Origin of the sequence: Micromonospora sp. L31 (assembly GCF_052068075.1) — a bacterium.
GTDB classification, from domain to species: domain Bacteria; phylum Actinomycetota; class Actinomycetes; order Mycobacteriales; family Micromonosporaceae; genus Micromonospora; species Micromonospora purpureochromogenes.
This window is the reverse complement of record NZ_JBQHDC010000001.1, coordinates 502440-520617: the sequence shown is the minus strand read 5'-3', so window position 1 is coordinate 520617 and position 18178 is coordinate 502440. Positions and strand designations below refer to the sequence as shown.

The window sequence follows — 18178 nt, the reverse complement described above, 5'->3', positions numbered from 1 at the left end:
CTACCGATCGGGCGGGACCGGCGAGAACGTCGACGGCCCCGGCCGCCGTGCCGGGCCGACTACACTCGCGGCCACATCCGCGCTGGCGAGAGGCAGTCGAATGGGCGAGCTGTTGTCGACAGTCGTGCAGATCGTCAGCTCGTATGTCACCCGCATGTTGGACCGGCGGGCGGTGTCCCGGGACGCGAAGGTGGCCGCGGAACTGATGGCCGTCGTCCTGGCCCTCCAAGAGGTGTGCCTCACCGGACATCGGATCCTCGCCCTCGCCTCCACGATCGTCTCGGGCACCGCGCGACCCGACGACCTGACGGAGTTCGCCGCCGCGCTCCGCCGGCAGTCCGCCCTGGTGGATCAGCTCAGAAGCCGGATCGAGACCGCGCGCCCGCTGCTCGCTACCGTCGAGGTGGAGTTCGCGCTCAGCGTGGCGCCGTTCCTCGACGCGAAGTCGGGGCTGCTGACCCGCTGGCAGCAGCAGGCGGCCATGAGTCAGTTCTCCACCACCACGCTGCTCTTCCTGCCCGCCGAGAGCGTCACCCGGGCGGTGGCGGCGAGCCGACCCCGCCCCGACGCCACCGCGCTCGACCTGGACCGGACGGATTTCGTGCTGGTGGTGGCCGACGAGGTGCGCGGCGTGCGCCGGCACGAGGTACGGGACATCCGTACGGCCACCGACGCCGAGCGCGACCGGGTGCTGCGGGACATCGAACAGGCCCGGGCCAGGCTGGAGACCGCGACGCAGCTCTGCGCCGGGTTGCTCACGGCGACTCGGGAGACCGTCGGGCCGGAGGCGTTCGCCGAGTTGCGGCGGAACCTGGCGGGTCGGGAGCTTCGCCACTGAGCCCGCCCGACCGGCCCAGCTCGGGGTCCCGGGGGTAGCCGCCGTACCGGGCCAGCGCGTACGAGCCGACGCCCGTGGCCAGGAGGCTGAGCGAGGCCATGCCGAGTTCCCTGCTGAGTTCCTCCGCGTTGAACATGAGTCGTTGGAACAGCCCGCTGCCCCTCGCCTGGTCGGTGAGCCGGATCTCGTCGAGCGACGCGCGCCGCTCCGGGAAGGAGAATCGCAGTCCGAGCAGGGCGTGCAGGGTGCCGGCCGGCGCGATCCGCAGGTCGACGGCACAGCCGCCGTCGGGGTAGAGCGAAACCTCGAACCGCGCGTCCGGCAGACCCGCCGAGATCAGCTCGCGGAACCGGCGCGGCGGGATCGGCACCCAGCGCCGCCACGACGCGATGAACTCCTCGTCCGCCCGGGGCACCGTCATCACCGGCTCCAACGCCGTCAGGTCGGCGATCGTCATGGCGTCGATCTCGGCCCGGAGATCCCGCGCCGGGGGTGGCGCCGGGTGGAGCAGTCGTACCCCGCCGGCCTCCACCAACAGCCCGTCCCACTCCGGGTCGGGTCGGAACCGCCCGAGGCAGAAGTCGTCGCCGAGAGCGGCGGCGAGGTGCTGCCACCAGGCCGCCGCGCGTACCGGCCGCAGTCCGAACCGCATGGCGCCGACGATGAAGCAGCGGTGCAGCACGAGGGTGGCGCTGACGGCATCGACGTCGACCATCGGCCCGTCCAGGGCGCGCGCTGCGCCGACGGCGTCGCGTTCCATCTCCGTGTACGCGACGAGCGGCGGCGCGTTCGTGATCCGCACCGGGATGGCGCTGTCGAGCTGGGAGGCGGGATCGACCGGCGCCCACACCACGTCGTCGTTCAGGACGATCAGCGGCCGCAGCTCCTCGTCCTGCCGTACCACCAGCTCCAGGACCGGATCTCCGCGCGGGGAGAAGATCTGCCGGGCCCGGAGCACGGAGTCGGGGTGCAGCCGTACGCCGTCGTCGATGGCCGGCACGACCACGCGCAGCTCGGGTCCGTCCGCCCGGACCTGGAGCGCCGGCAGGGTACGCAGTGCGCTGACGAGTTCACCGCTGTCCATGCGCAACTGTATCGGGACATCGGTGGACGAGGATGTCCCTCAGGGCGCGGGCAGCTCCGGGCCGCCCTCGAGCAGCGGGGCGAGCAGGTCGCCCTGCTTCTCCACCCGCTTGAGCACCTCGGTCGCCGTGTACGGCTTCGTCGCCGGTCGCTTCCCGGCCGCCCCCGCCTCCACCTCGTCCCAGGTCAGCGGCGTCGACGCGGACGGCACCGACTGGGCCCGCAGCGAGTACGGCGCCACCGTCGTCTTGGCCGCGTTGTTCTGGCTCCAGTCGATGAAGACCTTCCCCGGCCGCAGGTTCTTCGCCATCTTCGACACGATCAGCTTGGGCTGCGCCTTCTCCAACTCCTGGGCGATCCGCCGGGCATACGCCGACACGTCGTCGGCGTCCTGCGTCCCGGCGATCGGGCAGCAGAGCTGCATGCCCTTCTTCCCCGACGTCTTCGGGTACGACTCGATGCCGTCGTCGGCCAGCCGGTCGCGCATCAGCAGCGCCACCTGGCAGCACTGCCGCAGCGCCGCCGGCGCGCCCGGGTCCAGGTCGACGACCATCATGTCCGGGTGCTCGCCGACCTTCCACTGCGGCGTGTGCAGCTCCAGCGCGGCGAGGTTGGCCAGCCAGACCAGGGTGGGCAGGTCGTCGGCGACCACGTAGTCGATGGTCTCCCGCCCCTTGCTCGACCCGGGCGCGGGCAGCGTCTCGGTGCGTACCCAGTCGGGGGTCGCGGCCGGGGCGTTCTTCTCGAAGAACGAGCCGCCGGTGACCCCGTTGGGGAAGCGGATCCGGGTCAGCGCGCGGTCGGTCAGGTGCGGCAGGAGCACCGGGGCGATCCGGGTGTAGTAGTCGATCACCTCGCCCTTGGTGAACCCGGCCTCGGGATAGAGCACCTTGTCCAGGTTGGACAGCTCCAGCGTCCGACCCTCGACCTCCACCCGGAACCGCTCAGCCGGCATCGTCGACCTCCTCCGGTGGCTTGTCCGGCCGCAGCCGCAGCACCCGGGGGAACCGCAGCCGCCCGTCGGGCGTGCGCTGGCCGTACTTGACCTCCACCACGACCCGGGGTGTTACCCAGATCGCGCCCCGGGCATCCTCGCGTGGCACGTCACCGGAGAACGGCGACGCCGCCGCGCGCAGCGGCTCCAGCTCGCGCAGCAGCTCCCGCTCCAGCGCCGCGCCGATTCCGCCGCCGACCCGCCCCCGGTAGATGAGCCGCCCGTCCGGCCCGGGCACGCCCACCAGCAGCCCGCCGATCTTCCGCGCGCCGGGCCGCCAGCCGCCGATCACGAAGTCGCCGGTCACCTCCAGCTTGACCTTGAGCCAGTCGGGCGAGCGCACGCCGGCCCGGTAGACCGAGTCGACCCGCTTGGCCATCACCCCCTCCAGCCCGTGCTCGCCGGCCGCCTCGTAGGTGGCCGCGCCGTCGGGAAAGAACGGGGGCACCGCCCACCGGGCCGCGCCGAGCCCGAGCGCCTCCAGGGCCGCCCGCCGCTCCCGGTAGGAGCGTCCGGTCAGGTCCTCGCCGCGCAGCCGGAGCAGGTCGAAGATCATGTACGTCACCGGGGCCGCCGCCGCGAGCCGGGCCGCCTTCGCCGGATCGCGGACGTGCATCCGCTCGGCCAGCGCGGTGAACGAGGGCTGCCCGGTCTGGTTGAGCAGCACCACCTCGCCGTCGAGCAGCGCGTCGTCGACCTGCTCGGCCAGGGTGATCAGCTCGGGGTACGCGGCGGTGATCTCCACGCCGCTGCGGGCGTACATGTGCTGCCGGCCGCCGGTGATGTCGGCCAGCGCGCGGACCCCGTCCCACTTGAACTCGTACGCCCAGCCGTCATCCACCGGGAGCGGCCCGGTCATCGCGAGCATCGGCTTCAGCGGCGCGCCGGGCACCTTTCGATGGTAGTTGCGCAGCGAAGAGCGTGCGCCCCGTTCGATCGTTTGCGATCCTGGGCAGAACCGGGGAGAGGAGCGCGGCATGCGGGCGATCTGGAAGGGGGCCGTGTCCTTCGGGCTGGTGTCGATCGGCGTGAAGCTCTACTCGGCCACCGAGGAGAAGGACATCCGCTTCCACCAGGTGCACCGGGCCGACGGCGGCCGGATCCGCTACAAGCGCACCTGCCAGGTCTGCGGCGAGGAGGTCACCTACGACGACATCGCCAAGGGCTACGACCTGGGCGGTGGCGAGATGGTGATCCTGACCGACGAGGACTTCGCGGAGCTGCCGCTGACCAGCTCGCGCGCGATCGACGTGCTGGAGTTCGTCCCCGCCGAGCAGGTCGACCCGATCCTCTACAACAAGGCGTACTTCCTGGAGCCGGAGGGCTCGGCGACCAAGCCGTACGTGCTGCTGCGCGACGCGCTCGCCGACTCGGAGCGGGTGGCGATCGTCAAGGTGGCGCTGCGCCAGCGCGAACAGCTGGCCACCCTGCGGGTCCGCGAGGGCGTGCTGCTGCTGAACACGATGCTCTGGCCGGACGAGGTGCGTACCCCCGACTTCGGCTTCCTGGACGAGGACCTCAAGGTCCGTCCCCCGGAGCTGGCGATGGCCAGCTCCCTGATCGACTCGATGGCCGGCACGTTCGAGCCGGACGCCTTCACCGACGACTACCGGGCGGCGTTGCAGGAGGTCATCGACGCCAAGGTCGAAGGGCGGGAGGTGGTGCAGCCGGAGGAGGTAGAGGCCGCGCCGGCCGCCGCGGTGGACCTGATGGCGGCGCTGAAGGCCTCGGTCGAGCGGGCCCGGTCCGCCCGGGGCGAGCAGCCGGCCGCTGGTGCGGGTGAGCCGACGCCGATCTCGTCGGCCCGTTCGGCGCAGAAGGCGGCGAAGGCGGCGAAGGCGGCCCCGGCGAAGAAGGCGGCGGAGAAGAAGGCCGCCGCCAAGAAGGCGGAGCCGGCGAAAAAGGCAGCCGCCAAGAAGACCGCGGAGAAGAAGGCCGCCAAGGCGCCGGCGAAGAAGGCGGCCGCGAAGAAGGCCGCACCCCGCAAGACCGCCTGAGCTGCGATGGGTCCTGGCCGGTCGTGGGAGCCGCGACCTGACGCCCTAGCTGATCTTGATTAGCCGAGTGGCCGGTGCCGACAGTTGCTTGAGACAGCACAATTTGCCGCGTGACAAACGAACCACCCACCACTCCCTGGCCTGCCCACCAACCACCACCCGCCGCACCCCCGGGCCCGGCGTTCCTCGCGGCCCCGCCCCCTCCGGCAAAGCGCAAGCTCGGCAAGGGAGCGATCGTGGGCATCGCCGTCGGCGCCGTCGTGTTGTGCTGCTGCGGCCTGGGCGGCATCGGCGCGGTCTTCGGTGATGACGACAAGCCCGCCGCGCAGACCAGCCCCTCCGCCGCAGCGGTGGCCGAACGTGTCGTTCCCTCGATCGTCCCGACGACGGCCGCGCCGACCACGGCAGCCCCGTCCCCCAGCGCGGTCGTCACCACGGCGCCGGCCCCACCGCCCGCTCCCACCACGGTCGTCATGCCGAATCTCGTCGGGATGAACGCCGCCGTCGCTCAGGACAAGCTCCAGCAGCTCGGCCTGACGAAGATCCAGCTCGGCAGCCAGGACGAGAACGACACGGTCGTGCTGCTGGCGGCGAACTGGACGGTGACCAAGCAGTCCCACCGCAAGGGCACCAAGGTCGCACTCGACGAGCTGGTCGTGCTGACCTGCACCAAGCAGCGCTGACAGCGGCCACTGACCGCCGGCCCGATGGCCGGCGGTCAGCCGCGTGGCCGGCGGGTCAGCCGCGTGGCCGGCGGGTCAGCCGCGGCCGAGCTTCTGGGTGGGGGTGATCCGGACGATCACCCGCTGCTCGCCCGGCTGCCGGAACGGGTAGGTGTCCTGCCCGAGGTACTTCTTCGCCATCCGGTCGATGTGCTCGTCGGCGCCCTCGGTGACCAGCTCGGCGGTGCCCTTCACCCAGAGGGTGCGGAAGTCGTCGGCCTTGTCCACCACCGAGACCGCCACCACCGGGTTGCGCTCGATGTTGATGGACTTCTGCCGCCCCAGGGCGGTGTTGAAAAGGATGTGCTCGCCGTCGGTGTCCACCCACACCGGGGTGACGTGCGGGGTGCCGTCAACCTCGACGGTGGCCACGTGGGCCAGCTGGGGCTCGGCGAGCAGGGCCAGGTCTTCGTCGGTGAGGATCGCCATGGTCGTAGAACCTACCGCCGGAAGCACTCCGGCACCCGGACGAACCGGGATGACGGGGAGGCCGGGGACGGTAGGTGGGAGAGCGGGCGGGCGACGGGACACCGGCGGCATCGATCCAGGTACCGTGTGCGCTGGCCGCGGGTCGTCGGGCCGGTCCACCCACACCAGCAGGGAGTCGAGGACGTGAGCGAGCGTACGCAGAACCGGTCGGCGGGCCAGGGCCCGGAGTCGAAGGCGCAGCGGCGGCTGGCCGCCCAGCTTGCGGCGCAGAAGGCCGCCGAGGCGAAGAAGCGCCGGCAGGCCTGGCTGGGGGCGCTCGCCGGCCTCGCGGTGATCGCGGTGATCGTCGGGGTCTTCGTGGTGACGCGAGGCGGTGACGACCCGGAGCCGGCCGCGTCGCCCGCCGGCTGCCCTGGCGGCTTCCCGACCCTGCCCGACGGCGCCGACCGGGCGCTCTGCACCAAGCCGCCGGCCGGCAAGGGCGAGGGCGAACTCAGCGGCCTGAAGGCCACCCCGCTGATCCGGGGCACCGGCGCCGCCGCCCAGAGCGGCCAGCAGATCACCGTGAACTACGTCGGGGTGTCGTACCGGACGGGCGAGGAGTTCGACGCCTCCTGGAAGCGCTCGGAGCCGTTCTCCTTCATGCTCGGCCAGGGCAACGTGATTCCGGGCTGGGACCAGGGCCTGCAGGGGCAGACCGTGGGCAGCCGGGTGCAGCTGGACATCCCGGCCGACCTCGCGTACGGCGACAAGCCGCAGCGCCCGGGCGCGCCGTCCGGCCCGCTGCGCTTCGTCGTCGACGTGCTGGCGGTGCAGTAGCCCACAGAGGTCTTCCCGGCTGTCACCTACCCGCAGTAGGTTCGGGGTCACCGTGGGCGGTGCGCACCGCGTCACGGTGACCCCTCACCATCGTGGAGGTACGCGTGCCGGCGCTGGACGATCCCGGGCGGACCGCCCGGCTCATGTGGACGCACTTCGAACCCCTCCACGCGGTCACCTACTTCCATCCGCGCGCCCGCGCCGCGTACGAGGCGGTCGGGTTGCGCGGCTACTGGCGCGGGTACTTCGCCGGCCGGGCCGCCCCGCTCGGGCCCACCGAGGCGGCCCCGGTGATCGCCGCGTTCTTCAACTTCGCCCCGCCGATGGTGAACCGGGCGCTGCCGGCGGTCTGGCGGCTGGCCACCCCGCAGGAAGCGCTGCGGGCCCGGCTCACCGGCGCCGTGCAGGCCCTCGCCGAGCTGACCTACGAGCTGCCCGAGGCGCACCTGGCCGAGGCCGCCGACCTGCTGGAGGAGGCGGCCGCGGCGGTGGAGCCCGCCGGCCGGGTGCTCGGCGCGGCCAACGCCGCCCTGCCGCGCGGTGAATACCCGCTGGCCCGGCTCTGGCAGGCGGCCACCACGCTGCGCGAGCACCGGGGCGACGGGCACATCGCCGCCCTGGTCGCCGCCGACCTCGATCCGGTGGAGACGCTGGCCTGGCGGGTCGCGGTGGACCAACCGCTGCAGAACCTGCTCGGCCGGGGCTGGTCCGAGGAGCAGTGGCAGGCGGCGCGGGGCCGGCTGGCCGAGCGCGGCTGGCTCGGCCCGGACGGCGAGGCGACCGACGTCGGGCGGGCCCGGTTCCAGGCTGTCGAGGACGCCACCGACCTCGCCGCCGCCCGCCCCTGGCGCACACTCGGGGCGGACCGCACCGACCGCCTGCGCGAACTGCTCGAACCGATGGCCCGCGCCTGCCACACGGTGATCCCGGAGAACAGCCCGATCGGCCTGCCCGCCCTCCAGAGCTGACACCCCGCCCCGGCCCCGGTCGGGGAGGATGGGCGGGTGACGGTGGATGCGGTGGTGTTCGACCTCGACGGCGTGATCGTGGACTCCGAGCCGGTCTGGGAGGAGGTCCGGCGGGCGTACGTGGACGCGCACGGCGGCACCTGGCAGCCGGACACCCAGCGCCGGCTGATGGGGATGAGCACCGGCGAGTGGGCCGACTACCTCAGCGGCGAGCTGGGCGTCGACCGCGACGCCGGCCAGGTCGCCACCGAGGTGGTCGAGGAGATGACCCGGCGGTACGCGCGGCACGTACCCCTGATCGACGACGCCGACCGGGTCGTGCGCGGGGTGGCCGCGCGGTGGCCGCTGGGGCTGGCCAGCTCGTCGCCGACCCGGCTGATCGCCGCGGCGCTGACCGCCATGGACCTGACCGACGCCTTCCGGGTGACGCTCTCCACCGAGGAGACCGCGCGGGGCAAGCCCGCGCCGGACGTCTACCTGGCCGTCGCCGACCGGCTCGGCGTCGACCCGGCCCGCTGCGTCGCGGTGGAGGACTCCTCCAACGGGGTACGCTCCGCGGCCGCCGCGGGCATGCGGGTGGTGGCGATCCCGCACGGGTCGTACCCGCTGGACCCGTACGCGGCGACCCTCGCCGCCGTGGTGCTGGCGTCGGTGCACGACCTCACTCCGGACCTGGTGGCTGGGCTCGGCTGACCCGGCCCACCGGTTGGCGTCAGATCCGGCGGCTGCGGCTGGACCGGGGCAGGAACGGGGTGTCGCGGCGGTCTGCCGGGACCGGACAGCTTTCGTGGGTGGCCTCCGCCGGTGCCGCGCACCCGGCGTCGGTCGGACCGGCCTCGCAACCGAACGTCACGGGCGGCGTCGCCTCTGGTACGTCCCGCATGACCCCTCCTCCGCCGGCTACCCGGTGATACGGACGGCGGGCCCGGCGGGATCGGCCGGCGGCACCGGGCCCGCACTCCATCCCGGCGTCGTCACACAGGGTGAGGTCGGCGGTCGCCCCGGTGAGGTGCGGGTGCGCGGGCCGCCACCCGAGGGGATCGCGACCGGCGACGTCACCCCGACCCGCGCGGTTTCGGCGAAGATGGGGACGCGACTGTCGGAGGGAGACGGGGATGAAGGCGATCGTCTACGAGGAGACCGGCGACCCCTCGGTGCTGAAGCTGGTGGACCGGCCGGTGCCGGAACCCGGACGCGGCGAGGTGCTGGTCCGGGTGGCCGTCTCCGGGGTGAACCCGACCGACTGGAAGGGTCGCCGGCAGTGGCCGCTGCCGGCCGGCTGGCAGACCCCCGGCCAGGACGGCGCCGGCGTGGTCGAGGCGGTCGGCGAGGGCGTCGACCAGATCCTGATCGGCCAGCGGGTGTGGCTCTGGGAGGCCGCCTGGCAGCGCCCCTGGGGCACCGCCGCCGAGTACACCGTGGTCCCGGTCCGCCACGCGGTGAGCCTCGGCTCCGCCGACTTCGACCTGGGCGCCTGCCTCGGCATCCCGTTCCTCACCGCGCACCGCTGCCTCACCGCCGGGGAGTACATGCCGACCAAGCTGCACGCCGGCGCGCTCAGCGACCACGTGGTGCTGGTGCAGGGCGGCGCGGGCGCGGTGGGCAACGCCGCGATCCAGCTCGCGCGCTGGGCGGACGCCTGCGTGATCACCACCGTCAGCAGCCCGGAGAAGGCGCAGTTCGCGGCGGCGGCCGGCGCGTCCTTCGTGATCAACTATCGGGAACAGGACGTGGTCGAGGAGGTCCGCAAGATCGCGCCCGACGGGGTGCACACGATCGTCGAGGTCTCCGCCGCCCGCAACGCCGCCACCGACGTGCAGCTGCTCCGCCCCGGCGGCGCGGTCTGCGTGTACGCCGACGACGGGGGCGCCGAGGTCACCCTGCCGATCCGGCCGCTCATGGTGCCCAATGCCCGCTGGCAGTTCGTGCTGGTCTACACCGAGCCGGCGGCGGCCAAGGCGCGGGCGGTCACCGACGTAGCGGCGGCGGTGGCCCAGGGCGGCGTACGGGTGGGCGGGGAGGTCGGCCTGCCCCTGCATTACTACCCGCTGGCCGACACGGCCGCCGCACACCAGGCGGTGGAGGATTCGGTGGTCGGCAAGGTGCTGATCACCACCAGCGCGCAGTGACGGTCACTCGGCGCGGGCCTGGGCGACGGAGGCGCGGACCAGCTCGGTCAACACGTCGAGATCGACGTCGGCGAGCCGCTTGACGTAGAGGCAGCCCTTGCCGACGGTGTGCCGGCCCAGCCGGGCCAGCAACTGCTCCTTCTCGGGAAATCCCTCGCCGAGGTAGAGGGTGGTGGCCGCCTTGCGCGGCGAGAACCCGACCAGGAACCAGTCCAGCTCGCGACCGCTGGCGTAGCGCAGGTGCCGCTGCCCGAAGCCGACGATGGCGTCGCCCCACATGGTCGGCGGCTCGCCGGTGACCTGCCGCATCAGGTCGCGGACGGCGATGGCGTCGCGGCGGCGGGTCTCGTCCGGCACGGCGGCGAGGAAGTCGTCCACGCTGGCGGTGGTCGGGGCGGTCTTCAGGGTTGCCATGACGTCTCCGGTACTCGACGGGCGGGCCGGCCCGGGGGCGGCCGGTTCAGCCCGAGCCTACGAGCCGGCACCGACACCGAGCCCCGTGAGCTGGGCGGATTTCCTCGTCAGCGGGACAGAGGCGAACATGTTTCGCAAGAATGACTATTGCGGGTCGCCCCGCAAAAAGCGGGCGGCCCCGGCGCGGTGCGAACGCCGGGGCCGCCCCTGGGGAGGGATGCATTCAGGAGTACGTCCCTGCCCCTAACGGCGACGAGCCGCCGGAAAACGTTACGGCCCGGTCAGTTCCCGCACCTCCAGCCCGCCGTCGGCGTAGCGGGACCGGACCACCTTCTTGTCGAACTTGCCGACGCTCGTCTTCGGCACCGCGTCGATGAACGCCCACCGCTCCGGCAGCTGCCAGTGCGCCACCGACTTCGCCAGGAACGCCCGCAGCTCCTCCGCGGTCACCGAGGCGCCCTCGCGGATCACGACGGTGGCCAGCGGACGCTCGTCCCACCGCTGATCGGGCACCCCCACCACGCAGGCCTCCTGCACGTCGGGGTGGGCCATCAGCGCGTTCTCCAGCTCCACCGAGGAGATCCACTCCCCGCCCGACTTGATCACGTCCTTGGCCCGGTCGGTGAGGGTGATGTAGCCGTCCGGCGAGAGGGTCCCCACGTCACCGGTACGCAGCCAGCCGTCGCGGAACTTCTCCTCGTCCGGGGTGTCGTCGCCGACGTACCGGGCGGTCACCCACGGGCCCCGCACCTCTAGCTCGCCGACGGACGTCCCGTCGGCGGGCAGCGGCTCGCCCAGCGGGCCGACGATCCGCGCGGCCACCCCGGCCGGCACCCGGCCCTGCGTGTAGCGGTAGCGCCAGGCCTCGTCGCCGCTGGCGCCGGCCGGCGGCCGGGACACCGAGCCCAGCGGGGACATCTCGGTCATCCCCCAGGCGTGGATGACCTCGATGCCGTGCCGCTCGGCGAACGCGTGCATCAGCGCGGGCGGGCAGGCCGAACCGCCGACGATCACCTCCGTCAGCGAGGAGGTGTCCACGTCGTGGCTGTCCAGGTAGGACAGCAGGTCGTTCCAGATGGTCGGCACCGCGCCGGCCAGGGTGGGCCGCTCGGCGGCGATCATCTCGGCGATCGGCGCGGCCTGGAGGAACCGGTCCGGCATGATCAGCGACGCGCCGGAGAGGAAGGCCGCGTACGGCAGGCCCCACGACATCGCGTGGAACATCGGCACGATGGCCAGTTCCCGGTCGACCGGACCGAGGCCGAAGCCCTCCGGCATGCAGACCTGCAACGAGTGCAGGTAGATCGAGCGGTGCGAGTAGGCCACGCCCTTCGGATTGCCGGTGGTGCCGGAGGTGTAACAGAGGGCAGCGGCGTCCCGCTCGTCCACCTCGGGCCACTGGTAGCTGTCGGGGCGGCCGGCCAGCAGCTCGTCCCAGTGGTGCACGGTGATCCGGTCGCCGGTCGCCGCGACCAGCGGGGCCGGGTCGCCGCCGCCGACCACCACCACGTGTCGCACCGTGGTCATCTCACCGATCACCCGGGCCAGCAGCGGGATCAGCGTCGAGTCGACCAGCACCACCCGGTCCTCGGCGTGGTTGGCGATGTAGGCGACCTGGTCCGGGAAGAGCCGAATGTTCAGGGTGTGCAGCACCGCGCCCATGCTGGGCACCGCGAAGTACGCCACCAGGTGCTCGTTGTTGTTCCACATGAAGGTGGCGACCCGTTCGTCGCCGGTCACCCCGCACTCGTCGCGCAGGGCATGGGCCAGCCGGGCGGCAGCGCGGCCGACCTCGGCGTACGTCATCCGGCGGGGCTCGGCGCCGGTCCACGTGACGACCTCGGCCGTGCCGTGCACGGTGGAGCCGTGTTCGAGGATCCGGGCGACCTGGAGGGGGGCGTCCATCATCGTGCTACGCATGGGTAACAAGCTAGTGTCGCCGGTCACAGGTTGGGAACCCCTGGAACGCCGGAGGCGCCCCCGGGAAGCTGCGTAAATTGTCCGGGTGAGCATCTCGTGGGCGGACTCGTACGTGGGGCAGCTGCGCGCCTTGGCCGGTGACCGGACCCTGATGTTCGTCGGGGCCCGCGCCGTGGTCCGCGACAACGCGAGCCGGGTGCTGCTGATCCAGCGCTCCGACAACGGCCACTGGTCCCTGCCGGCGGGCGCGATGGAGCTGGGCGAGTCGATCGCCGACTGCGCGGTACGCGAGGTCCGGGAGGAGACCGGGCTGCGCGCGCTGCGGGTCAGCGCGTTCGCCCTCTACACCGGGCCGGACCGCACCCACACCAACATGTACGGCCACACCTACCAGATCTTCACCACCGCGTTCCGGGTCGAGGACTGGGACGGCGACCTGACCCGGGTCACCGACGAGACGACCGACGCCGCCTTCTTTCCCCGCGACGCGTTCCCCTCGCCGCTGTCGGCCTCGGTCCCGGAGACCCTCGCCGACCTCGACGTCTTCGAGCAGACCAACCGGCTCATCCTCAAGTAGTCCCGACCACGGCCGGCTCGGGTCGGGTCGGCGCGACCGCCTCGGCCCGCGCGCCGGTGCGTTCGGCGCCGATGCCGGCGGCCACCACGAAGGCGATCCCGACCACCGCCCCGACGCCCGGCACCTGGTGCAGCGCGACCAGGCCGATGACCAGCGCGATCGCCGGTTCCAGGCTCATCAGCGTGCCGAAGGCGGCGGTGGTGAGCCGGCGCAGGGCGAGCAGTTCCAGCACGAACGGCACCACCGGCAGCAGCACCGCCAGCCCCAGCCCGGCCAGCAGCACCGGCCAGGTGAGGTCGCCGAGGACGCCCGGCCCGACCACCACGGTGGCGACCACCGCGGCCACCGGCATCGACACCGCCAGGCCGCGGATGCCGGAGACCTCGTCGCCGACCCGCTGGGTGAGCAGGATGTACGCCGCCCAGCAGGCGCCCGCCGCCAGCGCGAACCCGACGCCCACCAGGTCCGCACCGCCGCGCCACGGCTCGGTGAGCAGCAGCACGCCCACCGCGGCGAGCGCCGGCCAGAGCTTCGTCCCGCCCCGGCCCCGGGCCACCGCCACCCCGAGCGGGCCGAGGAACTCCAGCGCGCTCGCCGTGCCCAGCGGCAGGCGGGCCACCGCGGCCATGAACAGGATGGTCACCCCGGCGGTCACCACGCCGAGCGCGACACAGGCCAGCAGGGCGCGCCGGGTGAACCCGGATGGCCGGGGGCGGACCAGGACCACCAGCAGCAGGCCGGCCCAGGCCAGCCGCAGCCAGGCCGCACCGTCGGGCCCCACCTCGTCGAAGAGGGCGACCGAGGCGGCCAGGCCGAGCTGGACGAGGAACATCGACGCGACGGCCATCGCCGCGCCGGTACGGGTGGGAACCATGCCCCCAGTAGAGCCGCTACCCACCGTTCACGTCCACATGACTTTGCTGGACGAACCGTTCGCCAATGATGAACAATCGTGGCGTGGACGTGCGCCGCCTGCGACTGCTGCGCGAGCTGGCCCGGCTCGGCTCGATGCGCGAGGTCGCCGACGAGCTGGGCGTCACCACGTCCACCGTGTCGCAGCAGCTCGCCGCGCTCTCCCGCGAGGTCGGCGCGACGCTGATCGAGCCGCAGGGCCGCCGGGTCCGGCTCACCCCCGCCGGGCGGCGGCTGGCCGAGCACGCGGTGACCATCCTCGACGCCGTCGAGATGGCCCGGCTCGACCTCGACCCGCGCGCCGAGCCGGCCGGCACCGTCCGGGTCGCCGGCTTCGCGACCGCCGTCCGCCGCTCGCTGCTCCCGGTCACCGCCGACCTCGCGGCGCGCCACCCGCAGGTCCGGCTGCGCATCCACGAACACGAACCGGCCGAGGCGTTCGCGCTGCTGGCGACCGACGACGTCGACCTCGCCCTGACGTACGACTACAACCTCGCGCCGGCGCCTGTCGACCGCACGCTGGAGGCGATCCCGCTCTGGTCGGCACCGTGGAGCCTCGGTGTGCCGGCCGACGCCGTCGGGGACGTCCCGGACAACGCCGCAGGCGTCTTCGACCGCTTCCGGGACCGCGGCTGGATCGTCAACTCCCGCTACACCGCCGACGAGGTGGTCGTCCGGACCATCGCCTCGATGGCGAACTTCGAACCCCGGATCGAGCACCGCGCGGACAGCCTGGAACTCGTCCAGGACCTGATCGTCGCCGGCCTCGGCGTCGGGCTGCTCCCCGCCGACCAACCGACCGTTCCCGGCGTACGCCTGCTCCCGCTCACCGGCCCGGAAGCCCGGCTGCGCTCGTACGCGGTCACCCGCCGGGGCCGGGCCGCCTGGCCCCCGCTGGCCCTGATCCTCAACCTGCTGAGGGCCCGGGTCGCCGACCGGTCGGGGGTGGCCCCGGGACGCGACCGCCCCGGGACCACCCGCCCGACGCCGGATCAGACGGCGGCGGCGGACCCGACGTAGCGGTACATCACGTTCGCGTAGTCACCCGGGTCGGGCCGCCACTCGGCGCTGGTGGTGCTCACCTCGCCGTGGACCGTGAACTGGTCACCCGCCGTACCCGGAGCGACCACCATCGGGACGGTGACCGACGAGTACGCACCGGCCCTCAGCGTCCCGAGCGGGCAGGACATCGACGTCGCCGTCGCCGTGCAGAGCCCACCCAACGGGTCACCGTCGAACGACGCGCCCGGCGGCAGGTCGACGACCAGCGTCACGTCCTTGGCCGTGGCGGTGCCGGTGTTCTCCGCGGTGAACACGGGCGTGATCCGTCCACCCTCCGCCGGAACATCAGTCTCGCCCCACGGACCGCTCAGCCCGCCGGGTCGCAGGGCGAGCTCGGGGAGCTGGGCGTAGGTGGTCTTGACCTGGTCGGTGTTGTTGGTCTTGTTGCTCTCGGGCGTAGTCGTCGAGACCGTCGCCGAGATCCTCGCCTCCGCCCCCTCCTGCTTGACCGGCAGGGAGAAGTAGACGTTCAGGCTGGCCGACTCGCCCGCCGCCAGCGCCCCGTACCGGTAGGTGCAGACCAGGGTGGCGTAGTCGCACTGCCACCAGGGATCGCCCGCGATCTCGCCGCCGGACGGCAGCTGGTAGGCGATGGTGACGTCGGCCACGCCGGCGGTGCCGACGTTCTGCACGACGGCGTCGACGATGACCTCGGCCCGGTCCTCCCCCCAGAGCATCGTCTGACTGGCGGTCAGCTCGAGCTGGAGGTCGGCTCCGGTCGCCGCACCCGCCGCGACGGCGGCTGACGGCTGGAGGCAGGCCGCGGCGGCGAGGGCGGACAGGGCGACGCCGGTACGAACCAGCCGGCGTACGTGATGCGATGGCATGAACATCCCCCGATGTGTGGAGGGAACGGCCGAGCTGCCGTTCCTCCCCAATGGACGCTCAACGCCATGAATCCGTTACATGATCGGCTCGGTCAGAGCATGGTCTGCGACTTCGCCTCCATGTCGGCGGCGGCCTCCTCCTTCGACTCCTTCGTGATCGGCTTCCCGCCGGCGGCGGGCGCCTTGCCGCCGAGCGGGTCGGCGCCGCCGGTCGCGCCCTGCGGACCGGTCCCGCGCAGCTGGTCGTCCGGCAGGGCCAGGGTGACCAGCACCGCCAGGATGGCGATCAGGCCGGCGGTCAGGAAGACCATGTCCAGCGAGTCGACGAAGGCACCCTGGATGGCGGCCCGCACCGGCCCCGGCAGCGCCAGGATGGTCGCCGGGTCGTTGATCGAGATGTCGGCTCCGCCGCTGGCCGCGACGGCGGCGCGCTGCTCCGGAGGGAGCTGGGCGATCGCGGCCGGCAGCCGGTCGGCGAGCTGCGCGGTCAGCTGGGAAGAGAGCACCGCGCCGAGGATCGCCACCCCGAACGAACCCCCCAGCGACCGGAAGAACGTCGCCGACGAGGTGCCCGCGCCCAGATCGCGGACGTCGACCGCGTTCTGCACCGCGAGGATCAGCGACTGCATGCACAGGCCCAGCCCGACGCCGATCACCACCATGAAGCCGAACGCCACCCAGAGCGAGGTCTCCACCCGCAGCCGGGTGAAGAGCAGCATGCCGACCAGCAGCACCACCGAACCGACCACCGGGAACCACTTGTACCGACCGATCCGGCTCATCGCCCGGCCGGTGAGGACCGAGGTGACGATAATGCCGGCCATCATCGGCAGCATCAGCAGACCGCTGCGGGTCGGGGAGGCGCCCTTGACGATCTGGAGGTAGAGCGGGATGAAGATGATCGACCCGAACATCACCAGACCGAGCACGAAACCGGCCGAGTTGGCCAGCGCGAAAGTGGCGCTGCGGAACAGCCGCAGCGGCAGGATCGGCTCGGCGACCCGAGCCTCCTGCACCACGAAGAGCACCCCGAGGACCACCCCGGCGACGAAGAGCCCGATGATCACCCCGGAGTCCCAGGCGTACTCGTTGCCGCCCCAGCTCAGCGCCAGCAGCAGGGCGCTCACCCCGGCCACCAGCAGCCCCGCGCCGAGCCAGTCGATCGCGTGCTCCCGCCGCTCGAACGGGATCAGCCGCATCACGTGGTAGCAGACCACGATCGCCAGGATCGCCAGCGGCACGTTGATGTAGAAGATCCACCGCCAGTTCGTCTCGGCGAAGTAGCCCCCGACCAGCGGCCCGGCCACCGACGACAGCCCGAAGACCGCGCCGAAGAGTCCCTGGTAGCGGCCCCGATCCCGGGGTGAGACGACGTCCGAGATGATGGTGAACGCCAGCGTCAGCAGGCCGCCCGCGCCGATGCCCTGGATGCCCCGCGTGACGATCAGCTGGGTCATGTTCTGGGACAGGCCGGCCAGCAGCGAGCCGAGCAGGAACGTGCCGATCGAGAAGAGGAAGACCGGTCGGCGGCCGTACAGGTCGGCCATCTTGCCGTACAGCGGGGTGGAGGCGGTGGAGGCCAGCAGGTACGCGGTCACCACCCAGGAGTAGTGGTTGATGCCGCCCAGCTCGCCGACGATGGTGGGCAGCGCCGTACCGACGATGGTCTGGTCGAGCGCGGCCAGCAGCATCCCGGTCATCAGGCCGAACATCAGCAGGCGGATCTGGCGGGCATGCAGGACCGGGCCGCCCTGGGCTTCCGTCGTCATCCCGCCTTCTATCCCGGACCGTGCGGAACATGCGCCCCCGGGCCGGAAAACCCGTCGACAGGCCTGCCGACCGGGGCGAGTTGATCATGAAGTTGTTGTCCCGACACGCCGGGCCGGTCGACAACAACTTCATGATCGACGGGAGCCGAACGCTTCGATGATCGCGGTGCAGAAGGCGGGGAGGTCGGCGGGTTTGCGGCTGCTGACGAGGTTGTTGTCCTTGACGACTGGCTCGTCCAGCCAGGTGGCGCCGGCGTTGGTCAGGTCGGTGCGGAGGCTGGGCCACGACGTGATCCGTCGGCCGCGCACCACGTCCGCCTCGATGAGCGTCCACGGGCCGTGGCAGATCACCCCGACCGGCTTGCCGGCGTCGAAGAACGCCTTCACGAACCGGACCGCGTCCGCATCGGTCCGCAGGAAGTCCGGGTTCGCCACGCCGCCGGGCAGCACCAGCGCGTCGTAGCCACCGGCGTCCGCGTCGGCCACGGTCACGTCGACGCCGTACGTCCTGCCGTGGTCGAGGTGATCGAAGGACTGGATCGAGCCGGGCTTGAGCGAGACCAGTTCCACCGTCGCGCCCGCCCGCTCGACCGCCTGGCGCGGCTTCACGTACTCGGCCTCCTCCACGCCGTCGGCGGCGAGGAAGGCGATCCGCCGGCCCTGCAGTGGCGTCGCTGCCATGTCGTGTTGCTCCTCTCCGGGGTGTCCCTTGCCGGTT

The 18178-nt window shown here is 72.6% G+C and carries 19 protein-coding genes; 9 read left to right on the top strand and 10 right to left on the bottom strand.

Features of this window, described 5'->3' with window-relative positions; genetic code table 11:
• Positions 1-100 precede the first annotated feature (100 nt).
• Positions 101-838, top strand: coding sequence for a hypothetical protein (locus ACTMS9_RS02565; protein ID WP_441164015.1), 738 nt, complete (start codon positions 101-103; stop codon positions 836-838).
• Here ACTMS9_RS02565 and ACTMS9_RS02560 read toward each other — a convergent pair.
• Genes ACTMS9_RS02560 through ligD (ACTMS9_RS02550) form a run of 3 tightly spaced genes read right to left on the bottom strand, consistent with a single transcriptional unit; the run spans position 756 to position 3807 of the window.
• Complete coding sequence (locus ACTMS9_RS02560; protein ID WP_441164014.1) at positions 756-1922, bottom strand: hypothetical protein; 1167 nt, start codon at positions 1920-1922, stop codon at positions 756-758. The two genes, ACTMS9_RS02565 and ACTMS9_RS02560, sit on opposite strands and share 83 nt — an antisense overlap.
• Before the next feature lie 39 nt (positions 1923-1961).
• Complete coding sequence (ligD, locus tag ACTMS9_RS02555) at positions 1962-2876, bottom strand: non-homologous end-joining DNA ligase (protein ID WP_441164013.1); 915 nt, start codon at positions 2874-2876, stop codon at positions 1962-1964.
• The gene (gene ligD / locus ACTMS9_RS02550; RefSeq protein WP_441164012.1) at positions 2866-3807 is read right to left on the bottom strand and encodes a non-homologous end-joining DNA ligase; all 942 of its coding nucleotides are present in this window, start codon (positions 3805-3807) and stop codon (positions 2866-2868) included. Before ligD (ACTMS9_RS02550) ends, ligD (ACTMS9_RS02555) begins: the two co-directional genes overlap by 11 nt.
• 85 nt (positions 3808-3892) lie before the next feature.
• Here ligD (ACTMS9_RS02550) and ku point away from each other — a divergent pair, with 85 nt between their 5' ends.
• Positions 3893-4912 carry a non-homologous end joining protein Ku gene (gene ku, locus ACTMS9_RS02545; RefSeq protein WP_441149567.1) on the top strand — a complete coding sequence of 340 codons (1020 nt, stop codon included), beginning with the start codon at positions 3893-3895 and terminating at the stop codon, positions 4910-4912.
• Positions 4913-5022: 110 nt separating this feature from the next.
• Positions 5023-5595 carry a PASTA domain-containing protein gene (locus ACTMS9_RS02540; protein WP_441149566.1) on the top strand — a complete coding sequence of 191 codons (573 nt, stop codon included), beginning with the start codon at positions 5023-5025 and terminating at the stop codon, positions 5593-5595.
• Positions 5596-5670: 75 nt separating this feature from the next.
• On the opposite strand, the gene ACTMS9_RS02535 is transcribed toward ACTMS9_RS02540, so the two are convergent.
• Positions 5671-6063: a PPOX class F420-dependent oxidoreductase gene (locus ACTMS9_RS02535; RefSeq protein ID WP_441149565.1), complete on the bottom strand. Its 393-nt coding sequence runs from the start codon at positions 6061-6063 to the stop codon at positions 5671-5673.
• Positions 6064-6246: 183 nt separating this feature from the next.
• On the opposite strand from ACTMS9_RS02535, the gene ACTMS9_RS02530 reads away from it, so the two are divergent.
• From ACTMS9_RS02530 to ACTMS9_RS02515, 4 genes are all read left to right on the top strand, one after another.
• Complete coding sequence (locus ACTMS9_RS02530; RefSeq protein ID WP_441164011.1) at positions 6247-6882, top strand: FKBP-type peptidyl-prolyl cis-trans isomerase; 636 nt, start codon at positions 6247-6249, stop codon at positions 6880-6882.
• Between the two features lie 143 nt (positions 6883-7025).
• Positions 7026-7850, top strand: coding sequence for an SCO6745 family protein (locus tag ACTMS9_RS02525; protein WP_441149587.1), 825 nt, complete (start codon positions 7026-7028; stop codon positions 7848-7850).
• A 36-nt stretch (positions 7851-7886) separates the two neighbouring features.
• Positions 7887-8543 carry an HAD family hydrolase gene (locus ACTMS9_RS02520; RefSeq protein ID WP_441164010.1) on the top strand — a complete coding sequence of 219 codons (657 nt, stop codon included), beginning with the start codon at positions 7887-7889 and terminating at the stop codon, positions 8541-8543.
• A 422-nt stretch (positions 8544-8965) separates the two neighbouring features.
• Complete coding sequence (locus tag ACTMS9_RS02515; protein WP_441149562.1) at positions 8966-9979, top strand: NADPH:quinone reductase; 1014 nt, start codon at positions 8966-8968, stop codon at positions 9977-9979.
• A 3-nt stretch (positions 9980-9982) separates the two neighbouring features.
• On the opposite strand, the gene ACTMS9_RS02510 is transcribed toward ACTMS9_RS02515, so the two are convergent.
• Positions 9983-10393, bottom strand: a complete 411-nt coding sequence (locus ACTMS9_RS02510; RefSeq protein ID WP_441164009.1) for a DUF1801 domain-containing protein — start codon at positions 10391-10393, stop codon at positions 9983-9985.
• Between the two features lie 270 nt (positions 10394-10663).
• Entirely contained in the window at positions 10664-12298 is a 1635-nt protein-coding gene (locus tag ACTMS9_RS02505) for a fatty acid--CoA ligase (protein ID WP_350795582.1), read from the bottom strand.
• A gap of 100 nt (positions 12299-12398) precedes the next feature.
• Here ACTMS9_RS02505 and ACTMS9_RS02500 point away from each other — a divergent pair, with 100 nt between their 5' ends.
• The gene (locus ACTMS9_RS02500; RefSeq protein ID WP_441164008.1) at positions 12399-12890 is read left to right on the top strand and encodes an NUDIX domain-containing protein; all 492 of its coding nucleotides are present in this window, start codon (positions 12399-12401) and stop codon (positions 12888-12890) included.
• On the opposite strand, the gene ACTMS9_RS02495 is transcribed toward ACTMS9_RS02500, so the two are convergent.
• Entirely contained in the window at positions 12883-13764 is an 882-nt protein-coding gene (locus ACTMS9_RS02495; RefSeq protein WP_441149559.1) for an EamA family transporter, read from the bottom strand. The two genes, ACTMS9_RS02500 and ACTMS9_RS02495, sit on opposite strands and share 8 nt — an antisense overlap.
• An 83-nt stretch (positions 13765-13847) precedes the next feature.
• Between ACTMS9_RS02495 and ACTMS9_RS02490 the strand changes: the two genes are divergently transcribed.
• A complete protein-coding gene (locus ACTMS9_RS02490) occupies positions 13848-14822 on the top strand; it encodes a LysR family transcriptional regulator (protein ID WP_441164007.1) in 975 nt (324 codons plus the stop codon).
• Here the strand turns inward: ACTMS9_RS02490 and ACTMS9_RS02485 are convergent.
• The 3 genes from ACTMS9_RS02485 to ACTMS9_RS02475 form a co-directional block, all read right to left on the bottom strand.
• Complete coding sequence (locus ACTMS9_RS02485; protein WP_441164006.1) at positions 14795-15691, bottom strand: hypothetical protein; 897 nt, start codon at positions 15689-15691, stop codon at positions 14795-14797. The two genes, ACTMS9_RS02490 and ACTMS9_RS02485, sit on opposite strands and share 28 nt — an antisense overlap.
• 92 nt (positions 15692-15783) lie before the next feature.
• Positions 15784-17460, bottom strand: a complete 1677-nt coding sequence (locus tag ACTMS9_RS02480; protein WP_441149556.1) for an MDR family MFS transporter — start codon at positions 17458-17460, stop codon at positions 15784-15786.
• 129 nt (positions 17461-17589) lie between these two features.
• A complete protein-coding gene (locus ACTMS9_RS02475; protein ID WP_441149555.1) occupies positions 17590-18141 on the bottom strand; it encodes a type 1 glutamine amidotransferase domain-containing protein in 552 nt (183 codons plus the stop codon).
• Positions 18142-18178: the final 37 nt, after the last annotated feature.